General features: G+C 71.3%; 19 protein-coding genes and 1 riboswitch. Of the genes, 4 read left to right on the top strand and 15 right to left on the bottom strand.

The window, feature by feature from the left end; all coding sequences use genetic code 11:
- Positions 1-24 precede the first annotated feature (24 nt).
- The 4 genes from AB0B89_RS10060 to purD all read right to left on the bottom strand — a co-directional run bounded on the left by AB0B89_RS10060 (position 25) and on the right by purD (position 5499).
- The gene (locus AB0B89_RS10060) at positions 25-1257 is read right to left on the bottom strand and encodes a transcriptional regulator (protein WP_358550652.1); all 1233 of its coding nucleotides are present in this window, start codon (positions 1255-1257) and stop codon (positions 25-27) included.
- A gap of 440 nt (positions 1258-1697) precedes the next feature.
- Positions 1698-2969, bottom strand: a complete 1272-nt coding sequence (gene murA, locus AB0B89_RS10065) for a UDP-N-acetylglucosamine 1-carboxyvinyltransferase (protein WP_358550617.1) — start codon at positions 2967-2969, stop codon at positions 1698-1700.
- A 141-nt stretch (positions 2970-3110) separates the two neighbouring features.
- Positions 3111-4184 (bottom strand): hypothetical protein, encoded by a 1074-nt coding sequence (locus AB0B89_RS10070; protein WP_358550619.1) that lies wholly within the window; start codon positions 4182-4184, stop codon positions 3111-3113.
- Positions 4185-4266: 82 nt separating this feature from the next.
- Positions 4267-5499: a phosphoribosylamine--glycine ligase gene (gene purD, locus AB0B89_RS10075; protein ID WP_358550622.1), complete on the bottom strand. Its 1233-nt coding sequence runs from the start codon at positions 5497-5499 to the stop codon at positions 4267-4269.
- Positions 5500-5901: 402 nt separating this feature from the next.
- Here purD and corA point away from each other — a divergent pair, with 402 nt between their 5' ends.
- The 3 genes from corA to AB0B89_RS10090 all read left to right on the top strand — a co-directional run bounded on the left by corA (position 5902) and on the right by AB0B89_RS10090 (position 8277).
- Positions 5902-7035 carry a magnesium/cobalt transporter CorA gene (gene corA / locus AB0B89_RS10080; protein WP_358550624.1) on the top strand — a complete coding sequence of 378 codons (1134 nt, stop codon included), beginning with the start codon at positions 5902-5904 and terminating at the stop codon, positions 7033-7035.
- Between the two features lie 423 nt (positions 7036-7458).
- The gene (locus AB0B89_RS10085) at positions 7459-7902 is read left to right on the top strand and encodes an Hsp20/alpha crystallin family protein (protein ID WP_358550626.1); all 444 of its coding nucleotides are present in this window, start codon (positions 7459-7461) and stop codon (positions 7900-7902) included.
- 63 nt (positions 7903-7965) lie between these two features.
- Complete coding sequence (locus AB0B89_RS10090) at positions 7966-8277, top strand: MerR family transcriptional regulator (RefSeq protein ID WP_358550628.1); 312 nt, start codon at positions 7966-7968, stop codon at positions 8275-8277.
- Between the two features lie 147 nt (positions 8278-8424).
- Here AB0B89_RS10090 and AB0B89_RS10095 read toward each other — a convergent pair whose 3' ends face one another.
- The 7 genes from AB0B89_RS10095 to AB0B89_RS10125 all read right to left on the bottom strand — a co-directional run bounded on the left by AB0B89_RS10095 (position 8425) and on the right by AB0B89_RS10125 (position 14921).
- Complete coding sequence (locus tag AB0B89_RS10095; protein WP_358550654.1) at positions 8425-8907, bottom strand: zinc-binding dehydrogenase; 483 nt, start codon at positions 8905-8907, stop codon at positions 8425-8427.
- Between the two features lie 214 nt (positions 8908-9121).
- Positions 9122-9817: a thiaminase II gene (gene tenA, locus AB0B89_RS10100; protein WP_358550630.1), complete on the bottom strand. Its 696-nt coding sequence runs from the start codon at positions 9815-9817 to the stop codon at positions 9122-9124.
- A riboswitch (TPP riboswitch) is annotated at positions 9810-9922 on the bottom strand. It overlaps the preceding gene by 8 nt.
- Before the next feature lie 47 nt (positions 9923-9969).
- Positions 9970-11124: an XRE family transcriptional regulator gene (locus tag AB0B89_RS10105; RefSeq protein ID WP_358550632.1), complete on the bottom strand. Its 1155-nt coding sequence runs from the start codon at positions 11122-11124 to the stop codon at positions 9970-9972.
- Complete coding sequence (locus AB0B89_RS10110; RefSeq protein WP_358550634.1) at positions 11111-11941, bottom strand: hypothetical protein; 831 nt, start codon at positions 11939-11941, stop codon at positions 11111-11113. The genes AB0B89_RS10105 and AB0B89_RS10110 overlap by 14 nt, the downstream gene beginning before the upstream one ends.
- Before the next feature lie 123 nt (positions 11942-12064).
- The gene (locus AB0B89_RS10115; RefSeq protein WP_358550636.1) at positions 12065-12985 is read right to left on the bottom strand and encodes a glycerophosphodiester phosphodiesterase family protein; all 921 of its coding nucleotides are present in this window, start codon (positions 12983-12985) and stop codon (positions 12065-12067) included.
- Positions 12986-13115: 130 nt separating this feature from the next.
- Positions 13116-14399, bottom strand: coding sequence for an adenylosuccinate synthase (locus tag AB0B89_RS10120; protein WP_358550638.1), 1284 nt, complete (start codon positions 14397-14399; stop codon positions 13116-13118).
- Positions 14400-14501: 102 nt separating this feature from the next.
- Positions 14502-14921: a DUF3151 domain-containing protein gene (locus tag AB0B89_RS10125; protein ID WP_358550640.1), complete on the bottom strand. Its 420-nt coding sequence runs from the start codon at positions 14919-14921 to the stop codon at positions 14502-14504.
- Positions 14922-15048: 127 nt separating this feature from the next.
- Here AB0B89_RS10125 and AB0B89_RS10130 point away from each other — a divergent pair, with 127 nt between their 5' ends.
- Positions 15049-15849 (top strand): polysaccharide deacetylase family protein, encoded by an 801-nt coding sequence (locus tag AB0B89_RS10130; protein ID WP_358550642.1) that lies wholly within the window; start codon positions 15049-15051, stop codon positions 15847-15849.
- A 19-nt stretch (positions 15850-15868) separates the two neighbouring features.
- On the opposite strand, the gene AB0B89_RS10135 is transcribed toward AB0B89_RS10130, so the two are convergent.
- From AB0B89_RS10135 to AB0B89_RS10150, 4 genes are read right to left on the bottom strand one after another with little or no spacing between them, the layout of a single operon-like run.
- Complete coding sequence (locus AB0B89_RS10135; protein WP_358550644.1) at positions 15869-17500, bottom strand: glycosyltransferase; 1632 nt, start codon at positions 17498-17500, stop codon at positions 15869-15871.
- Entirely contained in the window at positions 17497-19530 is a 2034-nt protein-coding gene (locus AB0B89_RS10140; RefSeq protein WP_358550646.1) for a glycosyltransferase, read from the bottom strand. The genes AB0B89_RS10135 and AB0B89_RS10140 overlap by 4 nt, the downstream gene beginning before the upstream one ends.
- Before the next feature lie 43 nt (positions 19531-19573).
- Positions 19574-20809 (bottom strand): class I SAM-dependent methyltransferase, encoded by a 1236-nt coding sequence (locus AB0B89_RS10145; protein ID WP_358550648.1) that lies wholly within the window; start codon positions 20807-20809, stop codon positions 19574-19576.
- 54 nt (positions 20810-20863) lie between these two features.
- Positions 20864-21547: a hypothetical protein gene (locus AB0B89_RS10150; protein WP_358550650.1), complete on the bottom strand. Its 684-nt coding sequence runs from the start codon at positions 21545-21547 to the stop codon at positions 20864-20866.
- Positions 21548-21630: the final 83 nt, after the last annotated feature.

The raw sequence follows: 21630 nt of genomic DNA on the forward strand, positions 1-21630 counted from the left end.
CGCGAATGACCCGCGGTGACACTGCTATCGGGGGCCCAGCTTCTCCACGATGAGGCGGTACAGCTGGCGCGGACGGCCAGGCTGTGGTGTGCGGTTCGGCGGAAGCGGCCACGCGAGTCCCTCGTCGACCAACGTGCGCAACAGACGCCGAGCCGTGCGGGGAGTCACTCCGAGCATGCGCCCGGCGCTCTCCGCGTCCACAATCGTGTCGCCGCCCTCCAGCTTGGCGGCCAGCCGTGCGAGCACCTCGACGCCCTTCGGCCTGCCCTGCCCAGGCGCCTGGGGAGGCATCCGGGGCGCGGGCACCAGCGTGCGGCCCTCGCGGTCCACCGCGAAGCCCTGGGGCTGCTTGCCGGCCTGCGTGCGGGCCAGAGCCGCCCTCGCGTGCGTCTCCGCGTCATGGGTGGTGCGGCCCATGCCGACGCCCACCTCCACCGCCAGCCCAAGGTCGTCGCGGATGCGCGCGGCGAAGGGGAGCACCCGGAACCCGTCGGTGGCGGCGGCCATCGAACCGCGCGTCGCCGTCACCAGGTAACTGTGGTCGTCGATCGCCCATACGGCGGCGTTCATCCGATTGGCTTCCTGGACCAGCAGCCGGTGCAGGGACAGTCTCAGCTCGTCACGCCAGTATCTCGGTGCAGCCCGCCGTACGGGCTCGCGTAACGTCGGCACCTCGATGAGCACCACCGTGAGTTGCGACTCCTCCAGCCGGTGGTGCGCGCCGAGCAACGCCGCCGTGTGCAGCGCCGTGCGCACCGCCGCGGAGGTCGGCCGTATGCGCACCGTGGGCACGCCCGCTGCCGTCAGCCGGTCGGCCACCCCGGGCAGGCACGTCAGGGCCCCTGTCGTGCCACCCTGCCTGACGAGGCGCTCGTGATACGCCGCGATGGTGCCCGTCGCGCCCGGTTCCTCGCGCGTCTGCACCCCCGCGGTCGGCAGGCCGAGGTCGGCGTAGGCCTCCTCGACGTCCGAACGGCTGAGCACGTCGATGCTCACCCGCCGCGGGTCGATGCGCTCGTCGAGCGCGGCCCTTGCCAGCGCCGCCGTGAGGGCGGGCCCCCCAAGCTGCACGTACGTCGCGGGGATCGTGAGCACACCCGAGCGCCTGGCCAGCTCGTACGGCACGGGGCTGGCGAACAGGCAGGCGTCCACCCCCGGGCCGAGCCTCACCACCTTGTCGGCCGCCTCCTGTTCGTCGCGGTAGGCCGCGGCGACCAGCCGGCACGGAACCGGCGCGGCCGCGTGGCCCATGAGCATCACTCGTTCGACAAGGTCGTGGGGTCCCACCACCCCGATGGTGAGGTCCGGGGCCGACGCGCCAACGCGTGACCCTCGCGGAGTTTCTTCGGCCCTCTCGACCAATGTTCGTCCCATCCCGCCATACCTCTGATCGAGGCCGCCACACCGTGCGGTCCCCGAGCCGTGATGTACGGCCCGGCGGCGCGCCCGGCGTGGTTTCCTCTTCGAAATCCACTGGTCGAGTCCACCTCGCGGGGACCGCCGATCAGGGCGCCGGAAGGCGGCTGACGGCGTTCCCGGCTCGGGTTTCTCTCCCATCCGGTCTAGTCCTCTTTGGAACGATCGCTCGCCGAGGCACTAATGTCACGCCCGGATTTGCCGGAATGCCGCCGGCCTATGCCGATCAGGCATGGCGGAGATGGTTATATGAACAGGTCAGAGGCGGTTTACGGGCTCAGTCACGACGTAGAGGAAATCTCTCTTACCACATCTCCACCCAGGGCCTTCATACGCGCCGCGAGGTCGTGGTGGCCACGGTCGATGAGGTATCCGGGCGAGACGACGGTCTCGCCCTCGGCGGCCAGGCCCGCGAGCACGAGCGCGATGCCGGAGCGCAGATCGTGGGCCGTCACGTCGGTGCCGGCCAGCGAGGTGTGGCCGTGGACGACGGCGCGGCTGCCCTCGACCTCGATGTGCGCGCCCATCTTGTTGAGCTCGCCCGCCAGCGCGAACCGCCCGTCGAAGATGCGCTCGTGGATGTAGCTGGCGCCGTCGGCCAGGCACGCCACCGTCATGATCGGAGACTGGAGGTCGGTGGCGAAGCCGGGGTAGGTGTCGGTGATGACGTTGATCGGCCGCAGCGGCCGGTCGCGCCGCACGTGGAGCACCGCGCCGTCGGTGGCGAACTCGACGCCCATCTGCTCCAGCTTCCACCGGACCACGCCGAGGTGCTCCAGCGACGCCCCGACGAGGTTCACCTCGCCGCCCGTGATGGCGGCGGCCATCGCGAACACGCCCGCGTCGAGGCGGTCGGGCATGACGCGGTGCTCCACGGCGGTGAGCTCGTCGACGCCCTCGACGGTGATGAAGCCGGTGCCGCCGCCGCTGATGCGGGCGCCCATCTTGGTCAGCATGTCGATGACGTCGAGCACTTCGGGTTCGAGCGCGGCGTTCTCGATGATGGTGGTGCCCTTGGCGAGGGCCGCCGCCATGATGAGGTTCTCGGTGCCCGTGTGGGAGGGCGTGTCGAGGTACAGCGGCGCGCCGGTGAGCCCGGCGGCCTTGACGTGGATGACGCTCTCGCCCTCGTCGACGACCGCGCCGAGCCGCTTGTAGCCCAGGTAGTGGAAGTCGAGGTTGCGGCTGCCGAGGTTGCACCCGCCGACGCCCTCGATGATCGCCTCGCCCAGGCGGTGCAGCAGGGCGGGCACGAAGAGCACCGATCCGCGGAAGCGACGGGCGATCTCGGCCGGCAGCACGGCGCTGGTGAGTCGCGACGCGTCGATGACCAGAGTGCGCTCGGCCTCGTGCAACTCCACCTTGGCGCCCACGGCCTCGGCCAGTTCGAGCGCCCGCCGGACGTCTTCGATGATCGGGACGTTGCGGAGGACCGTACGGCCCTCGGCGGCGAGCAGAGCCGCACCGATCATCGGGAGAACGGCGTTCTTGGCTCCCTGGATGAAGGCGGTTCCACGCAGGGCGTTGCCACCGCGCACGCGGTAACGAACCATATGATGAGGCTCCTCGAAATCTGGGAAATGACGCGCCTGGTCAAGCGGACGGCGGCAAAGTTATCCGCCCACAGTAGCTCTTTCGGGATGCTGGCCCGGCCACTTTGACTCCACTGCGCTGCCCAGAAAAGCCCTGATCACTCAGCGCGAGGGAGGGTTCGTCGGCGCGTTCGGCGAGGCCGCGTGCAGCAACGTGTTCGCGCGCTGGTCCACGAATCGCGTGACCACCTGCTGCGCGTATCCGAACACCATCGCCCACACGAGGATCGAGGTCTGCGAGCTCAGGCCGGCGAAGCCCGGCACGAACCCCGAGTTCAGGATGAGCAGGCCGACGATGGCGGTCGCCACCCCCGCGGGCGCCTTCAGCAGGTTCTGCGCGACGGCCAGCGAGTACCGCGTGGAGAGCTCCGAGCGGGTCGACAGGCTGGCGGCGGTCGCGAGCGCCGCGCCGAGCATCCCCATGAGCGCGACCAGCGGCACGTCGCCGGGCGTCGGGGCGCCGTTGCCCGCAGGGCACACCTGGTTGTCCCTCGGCCCGAAGCTCGCGAGCAGCGTCCCGTTCCCGCACATCGGAATCGCGTGGGGCCAGACGGCGCCGATGGCGACCAGTCCGGCGACGATGAGTGTGAGGATCACCACCCCGCCGACAAGCATGTTGCGGAAGCTGCGCACCCTCCCGCTCTCGATGGAGGCCGCATTGTACCCCGCCCTCAGCACCGACTGCAACAGCGACCGGTCCCGCTCGTCGATGTCGCCCGCGGCGGCGCGTGCGGCGAGCCGGCTGAGCCGGGGATCGTCCGAAGGGAGGTACGCGTGGCCGGTCGCGAGCACCTCGGGGGCGCGCGCGTTCAGCTCGTTCGCCGGGAGCAGGCCGTAGAGCAGGATGGTGGCGCCGTAGATGTTCGCCCAGGCCCCCTCGATGGCCTGCCCGGTCAGCCAGCGCCGCCAGCCCTGGCGGTCCCTCGCGTACCGCTCGGCCGTCGCGAGGTGGCGTTCGATCGTGGCGTGCAGCACGTCGAGGCCCGGCTCACCCGGACGCGAGAGCAGGCACCGGGAGGCGTCGGCCTGGATCTCCTCACCGCGCGAGGCGATGTGGATACGCCACACGCCGGGCCGGCGCAGCACGTCCTTCTGGCCCTCGTCCTTCTGGCTCGCCGAGGGCACCCCGCTGATGTCCGGCGCCTCGCTGTCGTGCACGGCCGGGTCGGCTGCCATACGCCCCTCCAGGGAATCGCTCTGCCCACGGCTTATCGCGATCTCCCCGTCCGGCGCTACCTGTTCGCGATCACCGGCGTGGTCACGCCCGTGCGGCGATGTCGGAGCGGTGGTGCGAGCCGCGCAGCCGGATGCGCCCCACCTGCTCGTACGCGGCGGCGCGCGCCGTGGCGATGTCGGGACCGGTGCCGACGACGCTGAGCACCCGCCCGCCCGCCGACACGACCCTGCCCTCCTCGTCGAGCGCGGTACCGGCGTGGATGACGTACGCGTCCTTCACGGAAGGCGCGAGACCCTCGACGCGGTCGCCCTTGACGGGGTCGGCGGGGTAGTTCTCGGCCGCGATGACGACGGTCACCGCCGCGCCGTCGCGGTAGCGCGGCGCGGGCTGCGTGGAAAGGGCGCCGGTCGCACAGGCGTGCAGCAGGCCGGCGAGCGGGGTCTCCAGCCGGTCGAGCACGACCTGGGTCTCCGGGTCGCCGAAGCGCGCGTTGAACTCGATGACCCTCGGCCCCGCCTCGGTCAGCGCCAGGCCGGCGTACAGCACCCCGGTGTACGGTGTGCCGCGCCGCGCGAGCTCGCCCATGGTCGGGAGTACGACCTCGGCCATGACCTGCTCGGTCAGCCCGGCCGGCGCCCACGGCAGCGGCGTGTACGCGCCCATGCCGCCGGTGTTCGGGCCCTCGTCGCCGTCGTAGGCGCGCTTGAAGTCCTGCGCGGGCTGCAGGGGGACGGCGGTCGTGCCGTCGCACAGGGCGAACAGCGACACCTCGGGACCGTCGAGGAACTCCTCCACGACCACGCGCTCGCACGCCGCGGCGTGGGCCAGTGCCTCCGCGCGATCGGAGGTCACCACGACGCCCTTGCCGGCGGCCAGCCCGTCGTCCTTCACGACGTACGGCGGGCCGAACGCGTCGAGCGCCTCCTCGGCCTCCTCGGGCGTCGCGCACACGCGCGCTCCCGCCGTCGGCACGCCGGCGGACATCATGATGTCCTTGGCGAACGCCTTGGACCCCTCGATGCGCGCCGCTTCCTTGGAGGGGCCGAAGCAGGCGATGCCCGCCGCTCGTACGGCGTCGGCGACGCCCGCCACCAGCGGCGCCTCGGGCCCGACGACGACCAGCTCGGCGCCCAGCCGACGGGCCAGCGCCGTGACCTGCTCGGGGTCGGTGGGCACGACGGGATGCGTCGTCGCCACCGAGGTGATGCCGGCGTTGCCGGGAGCACAGTGGAGCTCGGAGACCGCGGGGTCGAGCGCGAGCGCTCGGCACAGGGCATGCTCGCGGCCGCCGGATCCAATCACAAGAACGCGCACCTGGGGAGTCTACGGGTCGGGCCTGGGGTCACCGGACCGCGAGGACGTCCGCGCAGGTGAAAGGCATTCCGGCCACTTCCCGGCGGGCGATGTGCGGCGGGCGGAGGGGAATTGCCGGCTTCCAGATGATCGAGGAATCCGAAGGCCGTGTAGGCTAGGTAATGAAGCCTGGCTGTGGTAAGTTGGGGCAGCTTTGGGCCGTCTCTTAGCGATTGGAGGTGGAATCGGGATGACTTCTGGTGATCCCAGCAGTACGTGCTCGCGCACGTACGTCGTGCGCAAACCCGACCACTCCAATTCGGTGTCCGACTGAGAGCCACGCGCGCCTATTTCCTGTGACGTCTGTCGCACTATTACTTTTTTGCGCGTTGGTTCCGCGAGGTCGGGCGGGAAGGGACCGCCATGCGCTCGTCCACGCTTTTCCAGCGGATCAACCTCCACCCGCGCACCACCCACGTCCGGCTCGGCACCTCGTCGTCGGTGGCCGTGGTGCGCCGCGAGACGATGAACGGCCGTTGCGTGCCGCCCAGTGACTCGCTCGTGGAGTTCGGCGCCTATGTCGCCGGCAAGCGGGTCCGCGTCTCCGGCATTCCGGAGGCCGTCAGCCTCGTCCGCGAGCACAACGCCTCCTCCGAGATCAACGACGCGTACGTCTGGGTCGGGCTGCACGAGCCGGAGGCCCCCGAGGTCGAGTGGCTGGCCGAGGTCTTCGGCCTGCACCCCCTGGCCGTCGAGGACGCCATCAAGGCCCACCAGCGGCCCAAGGTCGAGCGGTACGGCGACTCTCTCTTCGTCGTCCTCAAGACCATCGCCTACCTCGACCACGACGAGCTGACCGCCTCCAGTGAGATCATCGCCACCGGCGAGATCATGGTGTTCGTCGGCCCCGACTTCGTGGTCACCGTGCGCCACGGCGAGCACTGCCCGCTCGCAGAGGTCCGCGAGCGCCTTGAGGACAAGCCCAAGCTGCTGGCAAGGGGCCCGGCGGGCGTGCTCCACGCCATCGCCGACTTCGTCGTCGACAAGTACCTCTGCGTCGCCGACCTGATGCAGGCCGAGCTTGAGGAGGTCGAGGCCGCCGTCTTCGCCGACGTCAGCTCGCGGGACATCGGCCGCATCTACCAGCTCAAGCGCGAGATGATCGAGATGAAGCGCGCGGTGACGCCGCTCCAGACGCCGCTGGGCGCCCTGCCGCAGCGCCGCATGATCCCCTCCGAGATGCGCGAGTACTTCCGTGACGTCGTCGACCACCTCTCCCGGGTCTGCGAGCAGGTGGAGTCGTCGAACGAGCTGTGCAACTCGATCCTGCAGGCCGCGCTCGCCAGGTCCAACGCCCTGGCCAACGAGGACATGCGCAAGATCTCCGCATGGGTGGCCATCATCTCGGTGCCCACGATGATCGCCGGCATCTACGGCATGAACTTCAAGCACATGCCCGAGCTGTCCGCCATGTGGGGCTATCCCCTCGTGATCGGCGTCATGCTCGTCATCTGCTCCCTCCTCTACCGAGGCTTCCGCCGCAACAGCTGGCTCTGACCCTCCGCCGGCAATCCTGAAAGTCACATCGCTTCCGGCAGGCGCCGGCGCCGGGCAGCCCGCCGTTGACGCTGCCGACCGCCCCGGGCACGCCCGAGGCGGTGCAGGTGTTCAACAACTACGTGCGCTGCGCTGGGCCGCCGCCTCCGACCGGACGGCCTTCACGTGGAACCGCGAGATCGCTCCCGGGGATGGAGTCACCATCGGCTTCAACGGCACCAGGGCGCCAACCCGGCTCCGACGTCCTTCCAGCTCAACGGCGCCACCTGCCGCTGACCTCCGCCTGCCCCTCCCGCCCCGGAGGGGCACGCGACACGGCTTCTCTCCAATCCCGATTAGGAGTTGCATGCATCGCTAGAGAGAGGTAACCTACAGCTGTAGTTAGAGATTTCTGCTACACCGACAAGCGAGGAGGTTCCGGAGATGCTGTTGACGTCGATCGACCCGTTCGTTCAGGAAGTCGAGCGCCAGTTTGATCGCCTCACCCGTGGCGCCCTCACTTGGGGAGAGGGAAGCGCCCAGGGGGCCATGCCGCTCGACGGCATCCGCAGGAAGGACGACGTGGTCCTGCGCTTCGATCTTCCCGGCATCGACCCCGACTCGATCGAGGTCACCGTCGACCGCGGCGTGCTCACGGTCAGCGCCAGCCGCCATGAGGAGCTGTCGGAGGACGACCGGCTGTTCGTGCGCGAGCGCGTCATGGGCACCTTCACCCGGCGCGGCTACCTCTCCGAGCACCTCGACAGCGACCGCGTCGACGCCGCCTACCACAACGGGGTGCTGCAGATCCGCATCCCCGTGCTGGAGAAGGCCAAGCCACGCAAGGTCGAGATCCAGCGCGGCGACACCAGGGCGATCCGCCCGTGAGGTGACCGCGAGCGATGGGCCGGTGCCGCTACGGGCGCCGGCCCGTTCACCATGGAGGCACACATGTCCAGGTTGCCCATCGACGACAACCACGCCCCGCTGTACTCCATGGGCCAGGTCGCCGGCATGCTCGACGTCCAGCAGGCCTTTCTGCGCCGCCTCGACGAGTTCGAAGTGGTCCGCCCGCAGCGCTCCTCGGGCGGCCAGCGCCGCTACTCGCGCGCCGACATCAACCGTGTCCAGTACGTCGCGGAGCTGACCGGGGAAGGCATGACGCTGATCGCGATCCGCCGCATCCTGGAGCTGGAACAGCAGGTGAAGGCACTGAAGAAGGAGCTGGAGGCGACACGCCGGCTCCTGCCTCCCAAGGAATGAAACCTGGAAAGGCATCGGTGGGCCGCCCGATCACCACGTGTGACGGGCGGTCCTCCGTGGTGGTGTGGGTGGCGGTCATGGCGGTTCCTCGTGTTTCGGGTGGGGGAGGCAAGCGCGTTCGGCCGGTGGCTGTGGCAGGGACGCGCGCTACGGGGTCAGCACGATCTTTCCGGCGACGGTGCCGGACTCGGCCAGCCGCAGAGCGTCGGCGATGCGGGTGAGCGGCAGCCGCGCGGCGATCTGGGCGGTGACCTCACCGCGCTGGAGTGCTGCGAAGACCTTGGTGAGGTCGGCGCGCAGCCGGGACCTAAACCGGTTCTTGGCCAGGGCCCGCCCGGCCCAGACGTTGAAGAAGTAGGCGCGGCGGCCGTTGGGCAGCACGTTCCACAGCCACACCCGGCCGAGCAGCTTGAGCACGGGCCACTGCTTGGACCCCTTGTCGTCCCGGGTGGAGGCGCTGCCGTAGGAGACGAGCGTGCCGCCGGGCGCGAGCAGGCGCCAGGAGTCGACGACGCCGCGGCCCCCGACGTGGTCGAAGACGGCGTCCACCCCGCCGGGGGCGAGCTCGCGGACGCGCGCGGCGACGTCCCCGGTGCGGTAGTCGACCGGAAGGACGCCGCGCTCCCGCAGGGCTCTTCAGGATGTAGCTGTCCCGGATGTGGAAGTCGACCCCGCCCTGCTGTTCACCGCCGAACTGGACGACCTCCCGGCCCACTGACCACACCCCTACCAGAACGGGCCCGTGCACGGTTACCACGCCCACCCGATGCGCCGCCTCCGGACCGATCCGGGCGCTTCTTGCCAGGGTGCCCCGTCCTTCTGGAGGGCGCCCGCGCTGTCCCTGTCAGATGGGCCAGGACTCCTGGTGCCAGGCGGCGTTCCAGAACATCCACTCGTAGCGGGATGTGGTGACGAAGTGTTCCCGGGCTCGCAGGCGCTGGCGCTGGGTGGCCTCTTCCCCGGCCCGGTCGGTCAGGGCCACCACTCGGCGGACGACGCTCTGGAAGGCCTCGTCGCCGTAGGTGGCGATCCAGCGCCGGTAGAGAGGGTCGGGAGACGACTTGGCCAGCAGCGCCTCGCCGACGCGGGCGTAGATCCAGTAGCACGGCAGCACCGCCGCGAGGCCGTCGAGGAACGACCCGCCGTACACCGTGGCCAGCAGGTAGCTCGTGTACGCCCGGGTGGTCGGGCCCACCGGTAGGTCCGCGGCCTGTGCCGGGGAACCGCCGAGCTGGGCCATGAACTCCGCGTGCATCTCCTGCTCCGCCGCGATCGCTCCCACCGCGTCGCCCGCGAAGGCCCGTACGTCGTCCTCGGTCGGCGCCTTGGCCGCGCACAGGGCCAGTGCCCGCGCGTATTCCCGCAGGTAGTGGGAGTCCTGCACCACGAAGTGCCGGAAGGCCTCACGCGGCAGGGTGCCGTCGACCAGCCCGGTGATGAACGGATGGTCCAGGATCGCGGTGTAGATCGGCTCGATGGCCTCCCACAGCTCCTCGCTGTACGGGCGCGCATGCGAAACGGCCGGCTCGAACGTCGTCATCGGAACAGACTCCCTACGCCGGCATGACCCGGTCAGGTTCGAGCGGTCTGCGGCCGCTCCGGCCGCACTCTCAGCCCGGTGCGCCGGACTCCCGCGATGTCGTGGTCGAGGCTAACGCACCCCCTTGCCGCGACGGTTCAGGGGGATCGCCATCAGGGGACGATCACCAATTTGGGGCGTTGGTCGCGGATGCCGAGAAGCTCTCTTACGCGGGGGAGCGGCCAGGCGAGCTGGGTGGCGAGCCTCGCCATGGTGAGGTCGGTCTCCGCCGACGCCAGGTCGAAGGCCTGCCGCAGGAGGACCGGGTGCTCTCCCGGGTAGCCGGTGATGGGCTCGCCGGCGAAGCCCGGCTGGTCGCGCAGGGCGCCGAGCCGCTGGTACGCCCGGCTGGCCGAGGAATCGGAGAGCAGGCCGACCTCGCGGCAGCGGTAGAGCAGTGAGCTGATCGAGACGCCCCACACGTGCTTGAGCTCGGCCAGCCGCCGCAGGTCGAGGCGCCGGGGGAGCTCGGGCAGGATGCTGTCGCGCGGGGTGAGGAACTCGGCCGCGAACGTGTCGGCCTCGCGCTCCTGCTGGACGTCCCCGGCGGCGGTGTCGCCGTGGAGGACGAGATGGCCCAGCTCGTGGGCGGCGGTGAAGCGGTAGCGGTGGATGTCGTCGAAGCGGTTGGCGGTCAGCACGACGATCGGCCGGGGCAGTTGCGAGGTCGAGAAGGCGTCGACGGTGGTGGCGTCCTCGTCGGGCGGGGGGAGCACCACGACGATGCCGTGGGCCTCCATGTGGCGGACGAGATGCGAGATCGGCCCTGTGCCGAGCCCCCAGTGCCGTCGCAGCTCGCGGGCGGCGGCGGCCGGGTCGCGGGGCAGCTCCACCCCCGAGTGGACCTCGCCGCCGGAGAACCCCGGAAGGTCGACGTGCGGCAGCCGTACGCGCTTCTCCAGCGCGTGGGTCAGCTCCCAGACCTGCTCGACGAACGCGACGGCCTTGGCCCGCTGGTGGACGCGGGTGGAGCGCAGGCTGCGGAAGTGGGCCATGGACCCGTCGAGCTTGGCGTGCGGCCGGCCCGACAGGAAGAACGCCAGGGGAACGCCGAGGGCGCCCGCCAGGCGCGGGATGAGGTCGGGCCTGGGGTGGGTCATGCCCGTCTCGTACTGCCCGACGGCCGCCGGGGTGACCCCCACCCGCTCGGCGAGGTCCTTCTTGGTCATGCCCGCCAGCCGTCGCGCCTGGGTCAGCCGGGCCTGGTCGAAGCCGTCGGCCACCGCCTGCGGAGTCGGTCTCCCACGGTCGGTCTTACGGTCGCTCATCGGCGTCGGCGATCGGCTGGTCGTCGGTGGGCTCGCTGTTCACGGGGAAGATCATCGCATTCCGGCGCTCGACCGCGGGACGGCGGACGAGGGTGAGGTCGGGCTCGGCGCCGCGGTCGAAGCGCTCGGCCACGTCCGGCTCGGCCACCGGCAGTCCCTGCGACACCCACGGCAGGGCGGTGAGCAGGGGGATCTGCTCGCAGTGGAGCCAGTGGATCCGGCCCATGTCGTCGATCAGCTCGGCCTCGCCCCAGTAGAGCTTCAACAGGCTGGCCTGGGCGTTCGCGGCGTAGGCGACCGGGATCAGGCGCGTGTCGGCGGGGAGCTGCGCGAGGAGGGGCCGCGCCGCGGTCAGCTCGTCGAGCTGGGCGTCCTCGTCGTCGCTCGCGAGCGCGAGGTCGAGCACCTCCTGGTGGTAGGTGGTCGTGGGGCCGAAGCGGGTGAAAAGCTCGCGGACGAGCGCGGAGACCCGCCCGTCGCTGACCCGCGCCTCGGTGATCGGCGTGGTGTCGTCCTCGGCGTAGCGGAAGGGCAGGAGCAGGTTGCCGTTGAGCACGACCAGGTGGTGGGGCGAGCCGTACGGCCTGACCACCTGGAACCCCGGGTCGTTCTTGAAGCCGTCGACCAGGGCCTCGTAGCGGCGGGCCATCAGGGTGGAGCCGTACGCGTACCGTTTGTCGCTTCTCGATGACTTCTGGGCGTCCTGGGCGTTCCCCGCGGCCTCCAGGAGGGACGCGGCGAGCTGCCCCCGGACGGACGCGGCGCGCTCCCCGAACCGCTCGGCCGCCCAGCTCGAAATCTGTGGCTCCCCGTGCATTGGTGACCTCCCGTACGCGGCGTCCTGACACCAGGTGATCGATGCTGCCACTTCAGTTCTTCGCACAATACTCCCGCGAGCACTCCAGTTGATGTTGTGACTCGCCGGAAAGGGGCAGAAGTGTCAGGCGGGCGCGTGGCGGAGGGCGGCGGCGGGCTCGGGGAGGGGGAGGCCGCGCTGGGCCCAGAGCTCGCGCATCCGGTCGGGGTAGTCGGTGACGATACCCGCGACTCCGAGGTCGATCATCAGGGACGCCTCCTCGACGTCGTTGACCGTCCACACCGCGACGGGAAGCCCCGCCTTCGCCGCCCGGGCCATCAGCTCCTCGCCGACCAGCACCCGGTCGGGGGACAGCGTGGTGGCCCCGATCGAGGCCGCCGCGGCGGCGATGTCGCCACCGAAGTCCTCCTTGTAGCGGAGGCCGAGCCATTCGGGATCGAGCGTCGCCTTCTCGACCAGGGCGTAGCGCGTGGCCACGAGATCGCGGGCGACGCGCAGGACGCGCCAGTCGAAGCTGAGGATCGCCGCGCCGTCCAGCCGGTCGTGCCGGTCGAGCTCCGCCACGACCAGCTCGGTCAGCCGCCGGGGGTCGGCCGAGAGGTCGGGCCGGGTCGGGTCGGACTTCAGCTCGACGTTCAGCCGCACGCCGTCGGCGCCGTACGCGCTCACCAGCCCGAGCACGGCGCCGAGCGTGGGCATGCGCGTGCCGGGGATCGGGACCTGCGTGCGGACGAAGCGGTCGGCCTCGCCCTTCGGATGGCGCACCCCGACGTCGAGCGTGCGCAACTGGGCGAGCGACAGGGAGCGGATGGGCTTGCCGACGTAGGGGAACGCGGGGTCCCCCGGCGTCGCAGGCACGGTGTCCGCGCTGGTCACGGCTGACACGGTCAGATCATGGGTGAGCACGAGCTGCCCGTCGGCGGTCAGCGCGACGTCGAACTCGATCGCGTGGACGCCGAGCTCAAGCGTGTAGGCCATGCCCGGGAGGGTGTTCTCCGGGCGTAGGCCCCGTGCCCCCCGGTGGCCGTGTATCTCCACCTGCACAATGGCGCACCCTATCGCTCACCTGCCTCGACCGCGTCCAGGCGGGGGCCGCGCTCCTCGCCGGCCTCTCGCTCCGACCCCTGCGGCAGCGACGGGACGGGCCGTCCGCGGCCCGGACGGCCCGCTCGCCTCAGACCAGGGGACGCAGGGAGAGGGTCTGGGTGCGGCCGGGGCCGACGCCGATGGCGGAGATGGGCGCACCGCTCAGCTCCTCCAGGGCCCTCACGTAGTCCTGGGCGTTCTTCGGCAGGTCGTCGAAGGACTTCGCCTCGGTGATGTCCTCCTGCCAGCCGGGCAGCTCCTCGTAGATCGGCTTGGCGTGGTGGAAGTCGGTCTGGGTCATCGGGATCTCGTCGTGGCGCACCCCGTCGACCTCGTACGCGACGCAGACCGGGATCCGCTCCAGGCCGGACAGCACGTCGAGCTTGGTGAGGAAGAAGTCGGTCACGCCGTTGATCCGGGTGGCGTACCTGGCGATGATCGCGTCGAACCACCCGCAGCGGCGGTTGCGGCCGGTCGTCACGCCGTACTCGCCGCCGGTCGTGCGCAGCCAGTCGCCCATCTCGTCGGTGAGCTCGGTCGGGAACGGGCCCGAGCCGACGCGCGTGGTGTACGCCTTCAGGATGCCGATCACCCGGGTGAGCCGGGTCGGCGGGATGCCCGAGCCGACGCACGCGCCGCCCGACGTCGGCGAGGAGGACGTCACGAAGGGGTAGGTGCCGTGGTCGATGTCGAGCAGGTTGCCCTGGCCGCCCTCCAGCAGCACGACCTTGTGGTCGTCCAGCGCCTTGTTGAGGATCAGGGAGGTGTCGGCGATGTGCGGCTTGAGCCGCTCGGCGTACCCGAGGTACTCCTCAAGGACCTTCGCCGGGTCGATGCCCCTGCGGTTGTAGACCTTGGTCAGCACCTGGTTCTTCTCGTTCAGCGCGACCTCGATCTTCTTGCCGAGGATGCCCGGGTCGAGCAGGTCCTGCACCCGCACGCCCATGCGCGCGATCTTGTCGCCGTACGCGGGGCCGATGCCGCGTCCCGTGGTGCCGATGCGGGCCTTGCCGAGGTAGCGCTCGGTGACCTTGTCGAGCGCCTTGTGGTGGGGCATGATCAAGTGCGCGCTCGCCGAGATCAGCAGCCGGTCGCACGAGATGCCGCGTTCCTTTAGCCCGTCGATCTCCGCGAGGAGCACCCCGGGGTCGATCACGACGCCGTTGCCGATCACGGGGACGACGTCCGGCGACAGCACGCCGGTCGGCAGCAGGTGGAGCGCGTACTTCTGGTCACCGATGACGACGGTGTGGCCCGCGTTGTTGCCCCCCTGGTAGCGGACGACATAGTCGACCTGGCCGCCCAGAAGGTCGGTGGCCTTACCCTTGCCCTCATCGCCCCACTGGGCGCCCACAAGAACGACAGCCGGCATGGTTAACTCCCGCGCAACAAAAACGAAACCCCTGGCGCAAGTGCGACAGGGGCTCTTGCGTTGAGAGACTACCCGAGCAGGCTCATGCCGCCCAAGCGCGGCTTACTGGGAACTGAGCACCTTTACCGCTTCTGGGCTGCTATCACGGAGGAACTGGGCGCATCTCTCGGCCTCGTCCTTCTCGCCGATCGCCTGGGCGGCCCGCCCGAGCGCGTTGAGACAGCGGAGGAACCCCCTGTTGGGCTCGTGCTCCCAGGGGATGGGGCCGTGACCCTTCCAGCCCGCGCGCCGCAGCTGGTCGAGGCCCCGATGATAGCCGGTGCGGGCGAAGGCGTAGGAGGTCACCGCGTGCCCGGCGGCGAAGTATTCGTCGGCGAGCGCCGCCCAGGCCGCCGTATAGGCGGGGAAGCGCGCGGCGACGTCACTGGCCTTGGCGCCGGACTCCAGGGCCTCTCTGGCCTCCGGGCTGTCCGGAAGCTGGGTGGGCGGTGGCCCGGAGAGAAGGTTCTCGTGCGTTTCCATGAGCACAGTCTTACCTGTGTTCCGCCTGTCTGGTCATACTCCCTTCTGCGATACGTGCTGAAAGCCGAAAATTGTCCGATACGGTGACCCGGTTGCGTGTGCGAGGACTCACAAAGGAGCAGAGGAAGTGACCCTCTCAGCCTCCCGGTGCGTCGCCGTGGCACTGGCCGGGCTGCTGGCGCTGGTGGCGGCCTGTGGCGGGGAAGCCCACCGGAACCCTCCGAACGCGGCCAAGACGGTCGTGTCCCTGACCTTCGACGACGCCTGGGCCACCCAGGCGGTCGCGGGTGATCTTCTACGCGAGCACCATCTGGTTGGCACGTTCTACATCAACAGCGACTTCCTCGGCAGGCCCAAGCGGCTCACGAAGGCGCAGGTGGACGGGCTGGCCGCCGCGGGCAACGAGATCGGCGGCCACACCCTCACCCACCCCCGCCTGCCGACCCTCTCCAAGGCCGCGAAACGCCGGGAGATCTGCGGCGACCGCCGCGCCCTGCTGGCCATGGGGTACAAGCCGCGCTCGTTCGCCTACCCGTACGGCATGTTCGACCCCGCGACCGTCGCCGTCGTCCAGAGCTGCGGGTACAACAGCGCGCGAAGGTCGGGCGGCATCGCCCCGCCGAGCGACGCCTGCCCGAAGTGCGCCCGGTTCGAGGACGTCAAAACGATGGACGCCTACCACCTGCGCACCCTGCCGGCCGTACGGCGGTCGGTGACGCTCGACGTCCTCAAGTCCTACGTGCTCCAGGCGGAGCAGCGCGGGGGCGGCCTGGTGACCTACCAGTTCCACAACGTGTGCGACACGTGTGACGAGTTCGGCGTGAGCCCGCGGGTGCTCGACGACTTCCTGGGCTGGATCGCGGGCAGCGGGGTCTCCGTCCGCCTGTTCGGCGACATCGTCGGCGGAGACCTCCGCCCCGTCCCCTAGGCGCCCCGCACGGCCCCGCTCAGCGCAGGCGTCTGAGCAGGGCTTTCGGGCCTGCCTGGCGGGGCGGCTTCGCCGGGGAGTCCGCGGCCTCGCGGGCGGCGGCCTCGCTGTTCAGGGCGGCGAGCTGGTCGGTGAGACGGGCGTTCTCCGCCCGCAGCCTGGCCACCTCCCGCTTGAGGGCCGGGTCCTCGCTCTTGCCGCGCCGGGGAGGCTCGGCCTCGGCCGCCGGAAGGAACCCCATGGTCCCACCGTCGAGCCATTGCGTGCCGTACACGTCGTGGACGGCGTCGTCCAGGGGCTCACCCTCGGCGCGCACCAGCGAGGCCCTGGCGAAGGCGCCGGTGTGTTCGAGGCGGGCCGTGATCACCTCGTCCACCTCGTCGAGGGCGATGTTGACCAGCCCGTACCCGTGCTCGACCGCGAGATCCACCACCCGCCGCAGCGTCTCCTGGCCCGGCACCCACCCGGCGGGGCAGAGCATGCGGAACGACGAGGGCGCCGCCGTGGCGGGCACGTGCTCGGCGTACCGGACCCGGGGGTCGCCTCGGTAGAGCCCGCGAAGGAGCAGCAGGTCGAGGTCGGGGCTGTCCAGCGGGTTGCGCCTGTCCTGCCGCAGCGAGTCCCACGGTCCGACGAGCGTGATCTGGATGTCGTTCAGCGAACTGGCGAGGAAGCCGTCGACCGTCGCCCTGGTGTCCTCGTACGACGCCCCCTCGGCCTCGACGACCACCTCGGCGTAGGGCACCAGCCACTGCCGGCGCGGGTGGGCGCGCAGCCACCGCATCTGCGGGATGTGGTCGGGCACGAAGACCTGGTTGTACCGCCTGACCTGCTCCCCGTCGCGCATCATCATCGAGGTGCCGAGATGGCGGCTGCGGGCCTCGGGCGCCAGCACGAACGCGGCGCCCGCCTGGGCGAGCCGGTAGCCCAGCTCGGTGTCCTCACCGAGGACGAGCCCGGTGTCCAGCGGCCCGGCCTCGCGCAGCAGCCGGGCGTTCACAGAAGCGGCGTTGGTCACGTGGACGCGGTACGCCGAGTCGCCGGCCGTGCGGAGCCCGTCGGTGCGCTCGGCCAGGTCGACGATCCAGGTGTGCGGCTCGCTCGCCGCCTCGTCGAAGAGCTTGTCCGCGGCGCCCGCCGAGACAGCCGCGTGCACGTCCGCCGGCGTCGGGGTGCCCGGCCGGTGGTCGACGAACCGCACGTAGCCCATCACCACCAGGTATCCGGCGAGGTGGTGCCAGCGCATGTGCGCCTCGACCTCGTCGTGGAAGGTGACCATGTCGGCGTCCAGCCAGTGGACGACGTCGCCCCCGGCCAGCGCCAGCCCGGCGTTGCGGGCGTCGGACCGGCCGCGCGAGCCCGGTTCCGTGGTGATCAGCCGGGTGTTCTCGGGGACGATCTCGGGGAGGCGGAGGGCGGGGACGGTCCCGTCGTCGACGACCACGACCTCCATCAGGTGCCGGGGGTAGCTCTGGGCGGCGAGGGCGGCGAGGGTCAGGTCGAGCTTGTCCTGGTGGCCGTAGGCCGCGATCACCACGCTGACCGACAGCCGGGGCTGCCAGGTCCCGATCGCCGGCGGCCTCAGCACCCCGTAGTCGTTGTGCCGGATCCTCGGCTGAGCCGGCGCCCTGTGCTCGGTCGGCTGTGTCACTGTTCCAACTCCATCAATCTGCTGGGCCGAAATCCCCGCCACTGGTCCTTGGCCCTGGCCAGGAAGTAGCCGACCGGCTCCTGCCAGGTGTGCATGCCTCTCGCCGCCCTGCGCGCGACGAAACCCAGGCCGTGCGCCCGGTATATCGCACCGCCGGCTCTGAGCAGGTCCTGGAAGAACTGGACGTCCACGGAGCGCGCCACCGGCCTGAAGCCGCCGAGGGCCTCGAAGGCCGAACGAGCCACCACGAACGTGCCGCCCGCCACGTGGTTCGACATCGTCTCGCTGGACCAGTCGCGGCGGATGGTCACGTCGATCGTCTGCAGGTAGAAGAACTCCGAGGCCGCGCCCACCAGCTCGGCCCCCGAGTACGACTGGGCGAGCATCATGTCGGCCAGGTGATCGGGGCCGTACCAGTCGTCGTCGTCCCACTTGCTGAGGAACGAGCCGGTCGCGCGCCCCGCCGCCTGGTTGAGCACGATGCCGAACGGCAGCTTCGCGTCCGCCTCCACGACCGTGATCGGCCGGTCGAAGGCCGCGATCGCCCGCGCCACCTCGGGACTGGACGCGGACACCCCGTGCAGCGTGAGCACGACCTCAAGGTCCACCCCGCGCTGCCTCGCGATCTGTCCGAGCGCGAAGGGCACGAGGTCACCGCGCCGGGTACACATGATGACGGAGATCGTCGGCTCCGCGGGCAGGGCGATCCCGGCCCGCGCGGAGAGCGAGCGCCATCGGGCCACGGTCCCGTGGGTCGCGAGGGCCAGCCGCCGCAGCCGTACGCTGTGCTCCTCCCGGCGCAGGGCGTCGGCGAGCTCGTGCTCGGTCGCGGCGCTCAGCCGCGCCGCCAGCCCCGGCCCGAGCGCCCGCGCCGCCCAGGCGGGGGGCGGGCCGGACAGCAGGGGCACCCCCGCCGCGGCGAGACCGGCCACGGCGCGGACGGCGGCGATCGGCCCGGTGTGGGCGGGCCGCCAGGCGACGCGGATCCCGCGCAGGCGCCGCAGGCGGGCGGCGTCGGCGTCGGTCACTCCTCCGGACGCGGCCAGGCGTACGAGCGTCCGGCCCTCGGCCCTGACCTCCCAGCGGCCGTCGTGCTGGGCGAGGTCGGCCACCTCGCCCGCCGGTGACTTGAGGAAGCCGCGCGGGTTGACCGACCGTTCGTCGACAGGAGGCACGGCGTCGGGGTCGAAGGCAGCGTCCCGCAGCGCCTGGTAGCCGCCGGGCGAGCCGAAGCGCTCCCAGGTGGCGTCCGCGAGACGGTCCACGGCCGGAACCCGGCCGTCGGTCCAGGAAGCCCTCGCCTCGGGTGCCGTCACGTCCGGCGCGGTCGCCTCGGGTGCCGTCGGGTCGGGTGCCGTCACGTCGGGTGCCGTCGGGTCGGGGGAGACGGCCGGTGGCGGGGCGGCCGGTACGGCCCGGATGGCCAGGTCGGCGGTGGGCACGTCGGAGCGGTCGGGGAGGGGGCCACGCCCGTCCGAGAAGGTCACGTTGGGGTCGCCGGGCCGCCAGCCTGCGAGCCCGGAGCCGGCCAGCCCGGCCATGGGGAGCGCGTACCCGCTCAGATGGTGGCCGCCGAAGCTCCTCGCCACGGCCGCCGCGACCTCCCCGGCGGGCTGCGGCTGGGTGAAGCGCGCCTTGACCCGCCAGCCGGTGCGGCCGTACCGGCTGACTCCCACGTCGCGCAGGAAGCGCCGGCCGAGGCCGGGCGACAGCGGGACGCCAGGCGCGTCGCACCACGGCGGCGCGTCGACGACGATCACGCCGATCCAGGGGGCCGCTGGGAGCGCTCCCCCCAGCGTGACCGCCCGGCGCAGGTCGGTGGGGGTCCCGGCTACCACGACGACGGCCGAGGGATCGGACATGACCCACGGCTCGGGGCCCATGCCGTCCATGTCCGCCACCTCGAAGGCCACGCCGGGGAACAGGCCGTCCAGGTCGCCGGCGTCCACCCCGGCGACGGCCACGGCGACCTTCCCGCCCGCCCTGCTCAGCTCGGCGGTCATCCCGGCCGGCACGAGCGCGGCCGTCATCCCGGCCTCCGCTCGGTCGACCGGGCCAGGACGGGTCGGCACCTCATACGGCGCTCCGCCTGAGGACCATCGCGCCCTTCTCGGCGGGGTGGGCCGTGCCGGCCAGCTCGGGATACTCCAGGAGCCAGCGGTCGGCCACCTCGCGCTCGCCCGGGCGGTTCGTGTCGTCCAGGACGATCCACGCGTCGGCGGCGCAGTGCGGCAGCAGCACGGGCACGGCCGGGTAGCGCACCAGCTGGGCGGTGGCTCCCGGAGGCCCGTCCACGAAGACGAGCCCGATGTCGCTCAGATCCGCGACGGCCCGGGGGTCGTACCAGGGAATGGTCTCGGCGCCGTCGCCCGGCGGGGTCCAGGAGGTGAGCGGCGCGTGGCGGATCTCGACGACGTCCTGCAGCCCGTGGGCGAGGACGAGGTCCCTCGACGCTTCGGCGAACCGCTCGTCGTGTTCCAGGGCGACGACCCGGCCGCCGCCGAAACGCTGGACGGCGTAGCCGAGCCAGACGCTGGAAGAACCGCTGCCGCACTCCACGACGACCTTGGCACGATCCACCGCGATCCGCTCGATGAGCAGGCGAAGCACGTCCGGGGAGGCCGCCCAGCCGCGGAGGCGGGGCAGCGGGGCGCGGGGCTGGAGCAGCGCCCGGATGTCGATGAGCGCTTCGAGCTGCGCGTAGTTCTGGCGCGCCGACTTCGCCAGGTCGGCCTGGCCTTCGCGGACCGTACCGCCGAGGGCGTCCAGCCGTTCGGCGAGGTCGCGTAGGCCCTGGACGGCGGTGCCGGTGAGGCCGGTCAACTGCTCGTGGTCGTGGCGGAGCTTGCGCAGGTCGTCGAGGTCGTCGGCGCTCTGCCTGACGGTGGCGTCGACCCGGGCGACGGCGCTCGCGAGCTGGGCGAGCCGGTCGGTCTGCGCGGTGAGCTCCATACGGTCCTCGCCGAGCGCCGAGAGCAGGACGCGCGCCTGGTGGCGGCCGGCGTCCTCAAGGCGGCCTGGCAGCCCTTCGAGCTCGGTCGCGAGCTGGGCGAGGGCCTGCTCGGTCCTCGCGAGCGCGGCGTCCTGGCGCTTGGTCCGCGCGTCGATTCGCAGGGCCTTGCCGTCGGTCCTGCGCCCGTCCGCGACGATCATGGCCGCCATGGCCAGGATCGCGAAGGACAGGGCGATCTGGACGGCCGAGGCAGGTTCCACGATTCCCGCAGCGGACAGCAGCACCAGAGCGATCACCGCGAGGCCCGTGAGGACGGCGCCGATGATCAGCAGTAGGCGTGGGGGTAATGCCCGCATTCTTACCCTTTCTGGACTTATTCGGTCAGGCAGGGGTTCCAGAGTAATCACTGGTCACGTGAGGGGCTCCCAGCTGAGACGGGAGCGATACTCGTCCTGCCAGCGAGCGAGCATGCTCGCCCACTGGAGTACGTAGAGGGGCCCTGACCATCGGGTCTGCCGCGCGCGCAGTTCGGGGTCGCGCAGCGCCGCAAGCAGGCGGGGGCCGAGCAGCGCGCACACCTCGTCGCTGCCGGCGATGCTCTCGGCCAGCGAGGCCAGCGCGGCCGGGCTGGTCTTGCGCTGCGGGCCCGGCTCAGGCCGCTCGCCGGGATCGTTGGTCGAGGGCAGCCGGGCCACGTCCGGCGCGCCGTGATCGAGCATCGCCCGATAGTAGGAGTTCCCCTCGTGCGCGCTGAGCGGCACGCGAAGGGCGCAGGCGATCACATCGGGGTCGGCGAACGGCAGCCAGACCTCCGCCTCGGGCCCGAGCATCCAGTTCGGCGAGCTGAAGATCCCCCGGTACCGGGTGAGGAGCCGCGCGAGGATCGGCATGGCGTGATGCCCCTCGGCCGGCTTGGTCACCCGGTCGAACGCCGAGAGGCTGAGGTCGGCGATCGTCTCGCCCGCACCCGGCGCCCAGACCTCCCGCTGCCGGGGGAAGTGCGTCGACAGGGCCTTCCAGGTGATCGTGCGCGCCTGCGCGGGGTCGGCGGCCCGGGCGACCTCGGGATGGTCCGCGCGGGTCCACAGAAACAACCAGCAACAACTACCGGGTCTTCACCTCCTCCGAGAACACCGATGACTTCGGCCCCCCACCCACGCTGACCGTCACCTCCGAC

This window comes from Sphaerisporangium sp. NPDC049002 (assembly GCF_040649355.1).
GTDB lineage: Bacteria > Actinomycetota > Actinomycetes > Streptosporangiales > Streptosporangiaceae > Sphaerisporangium.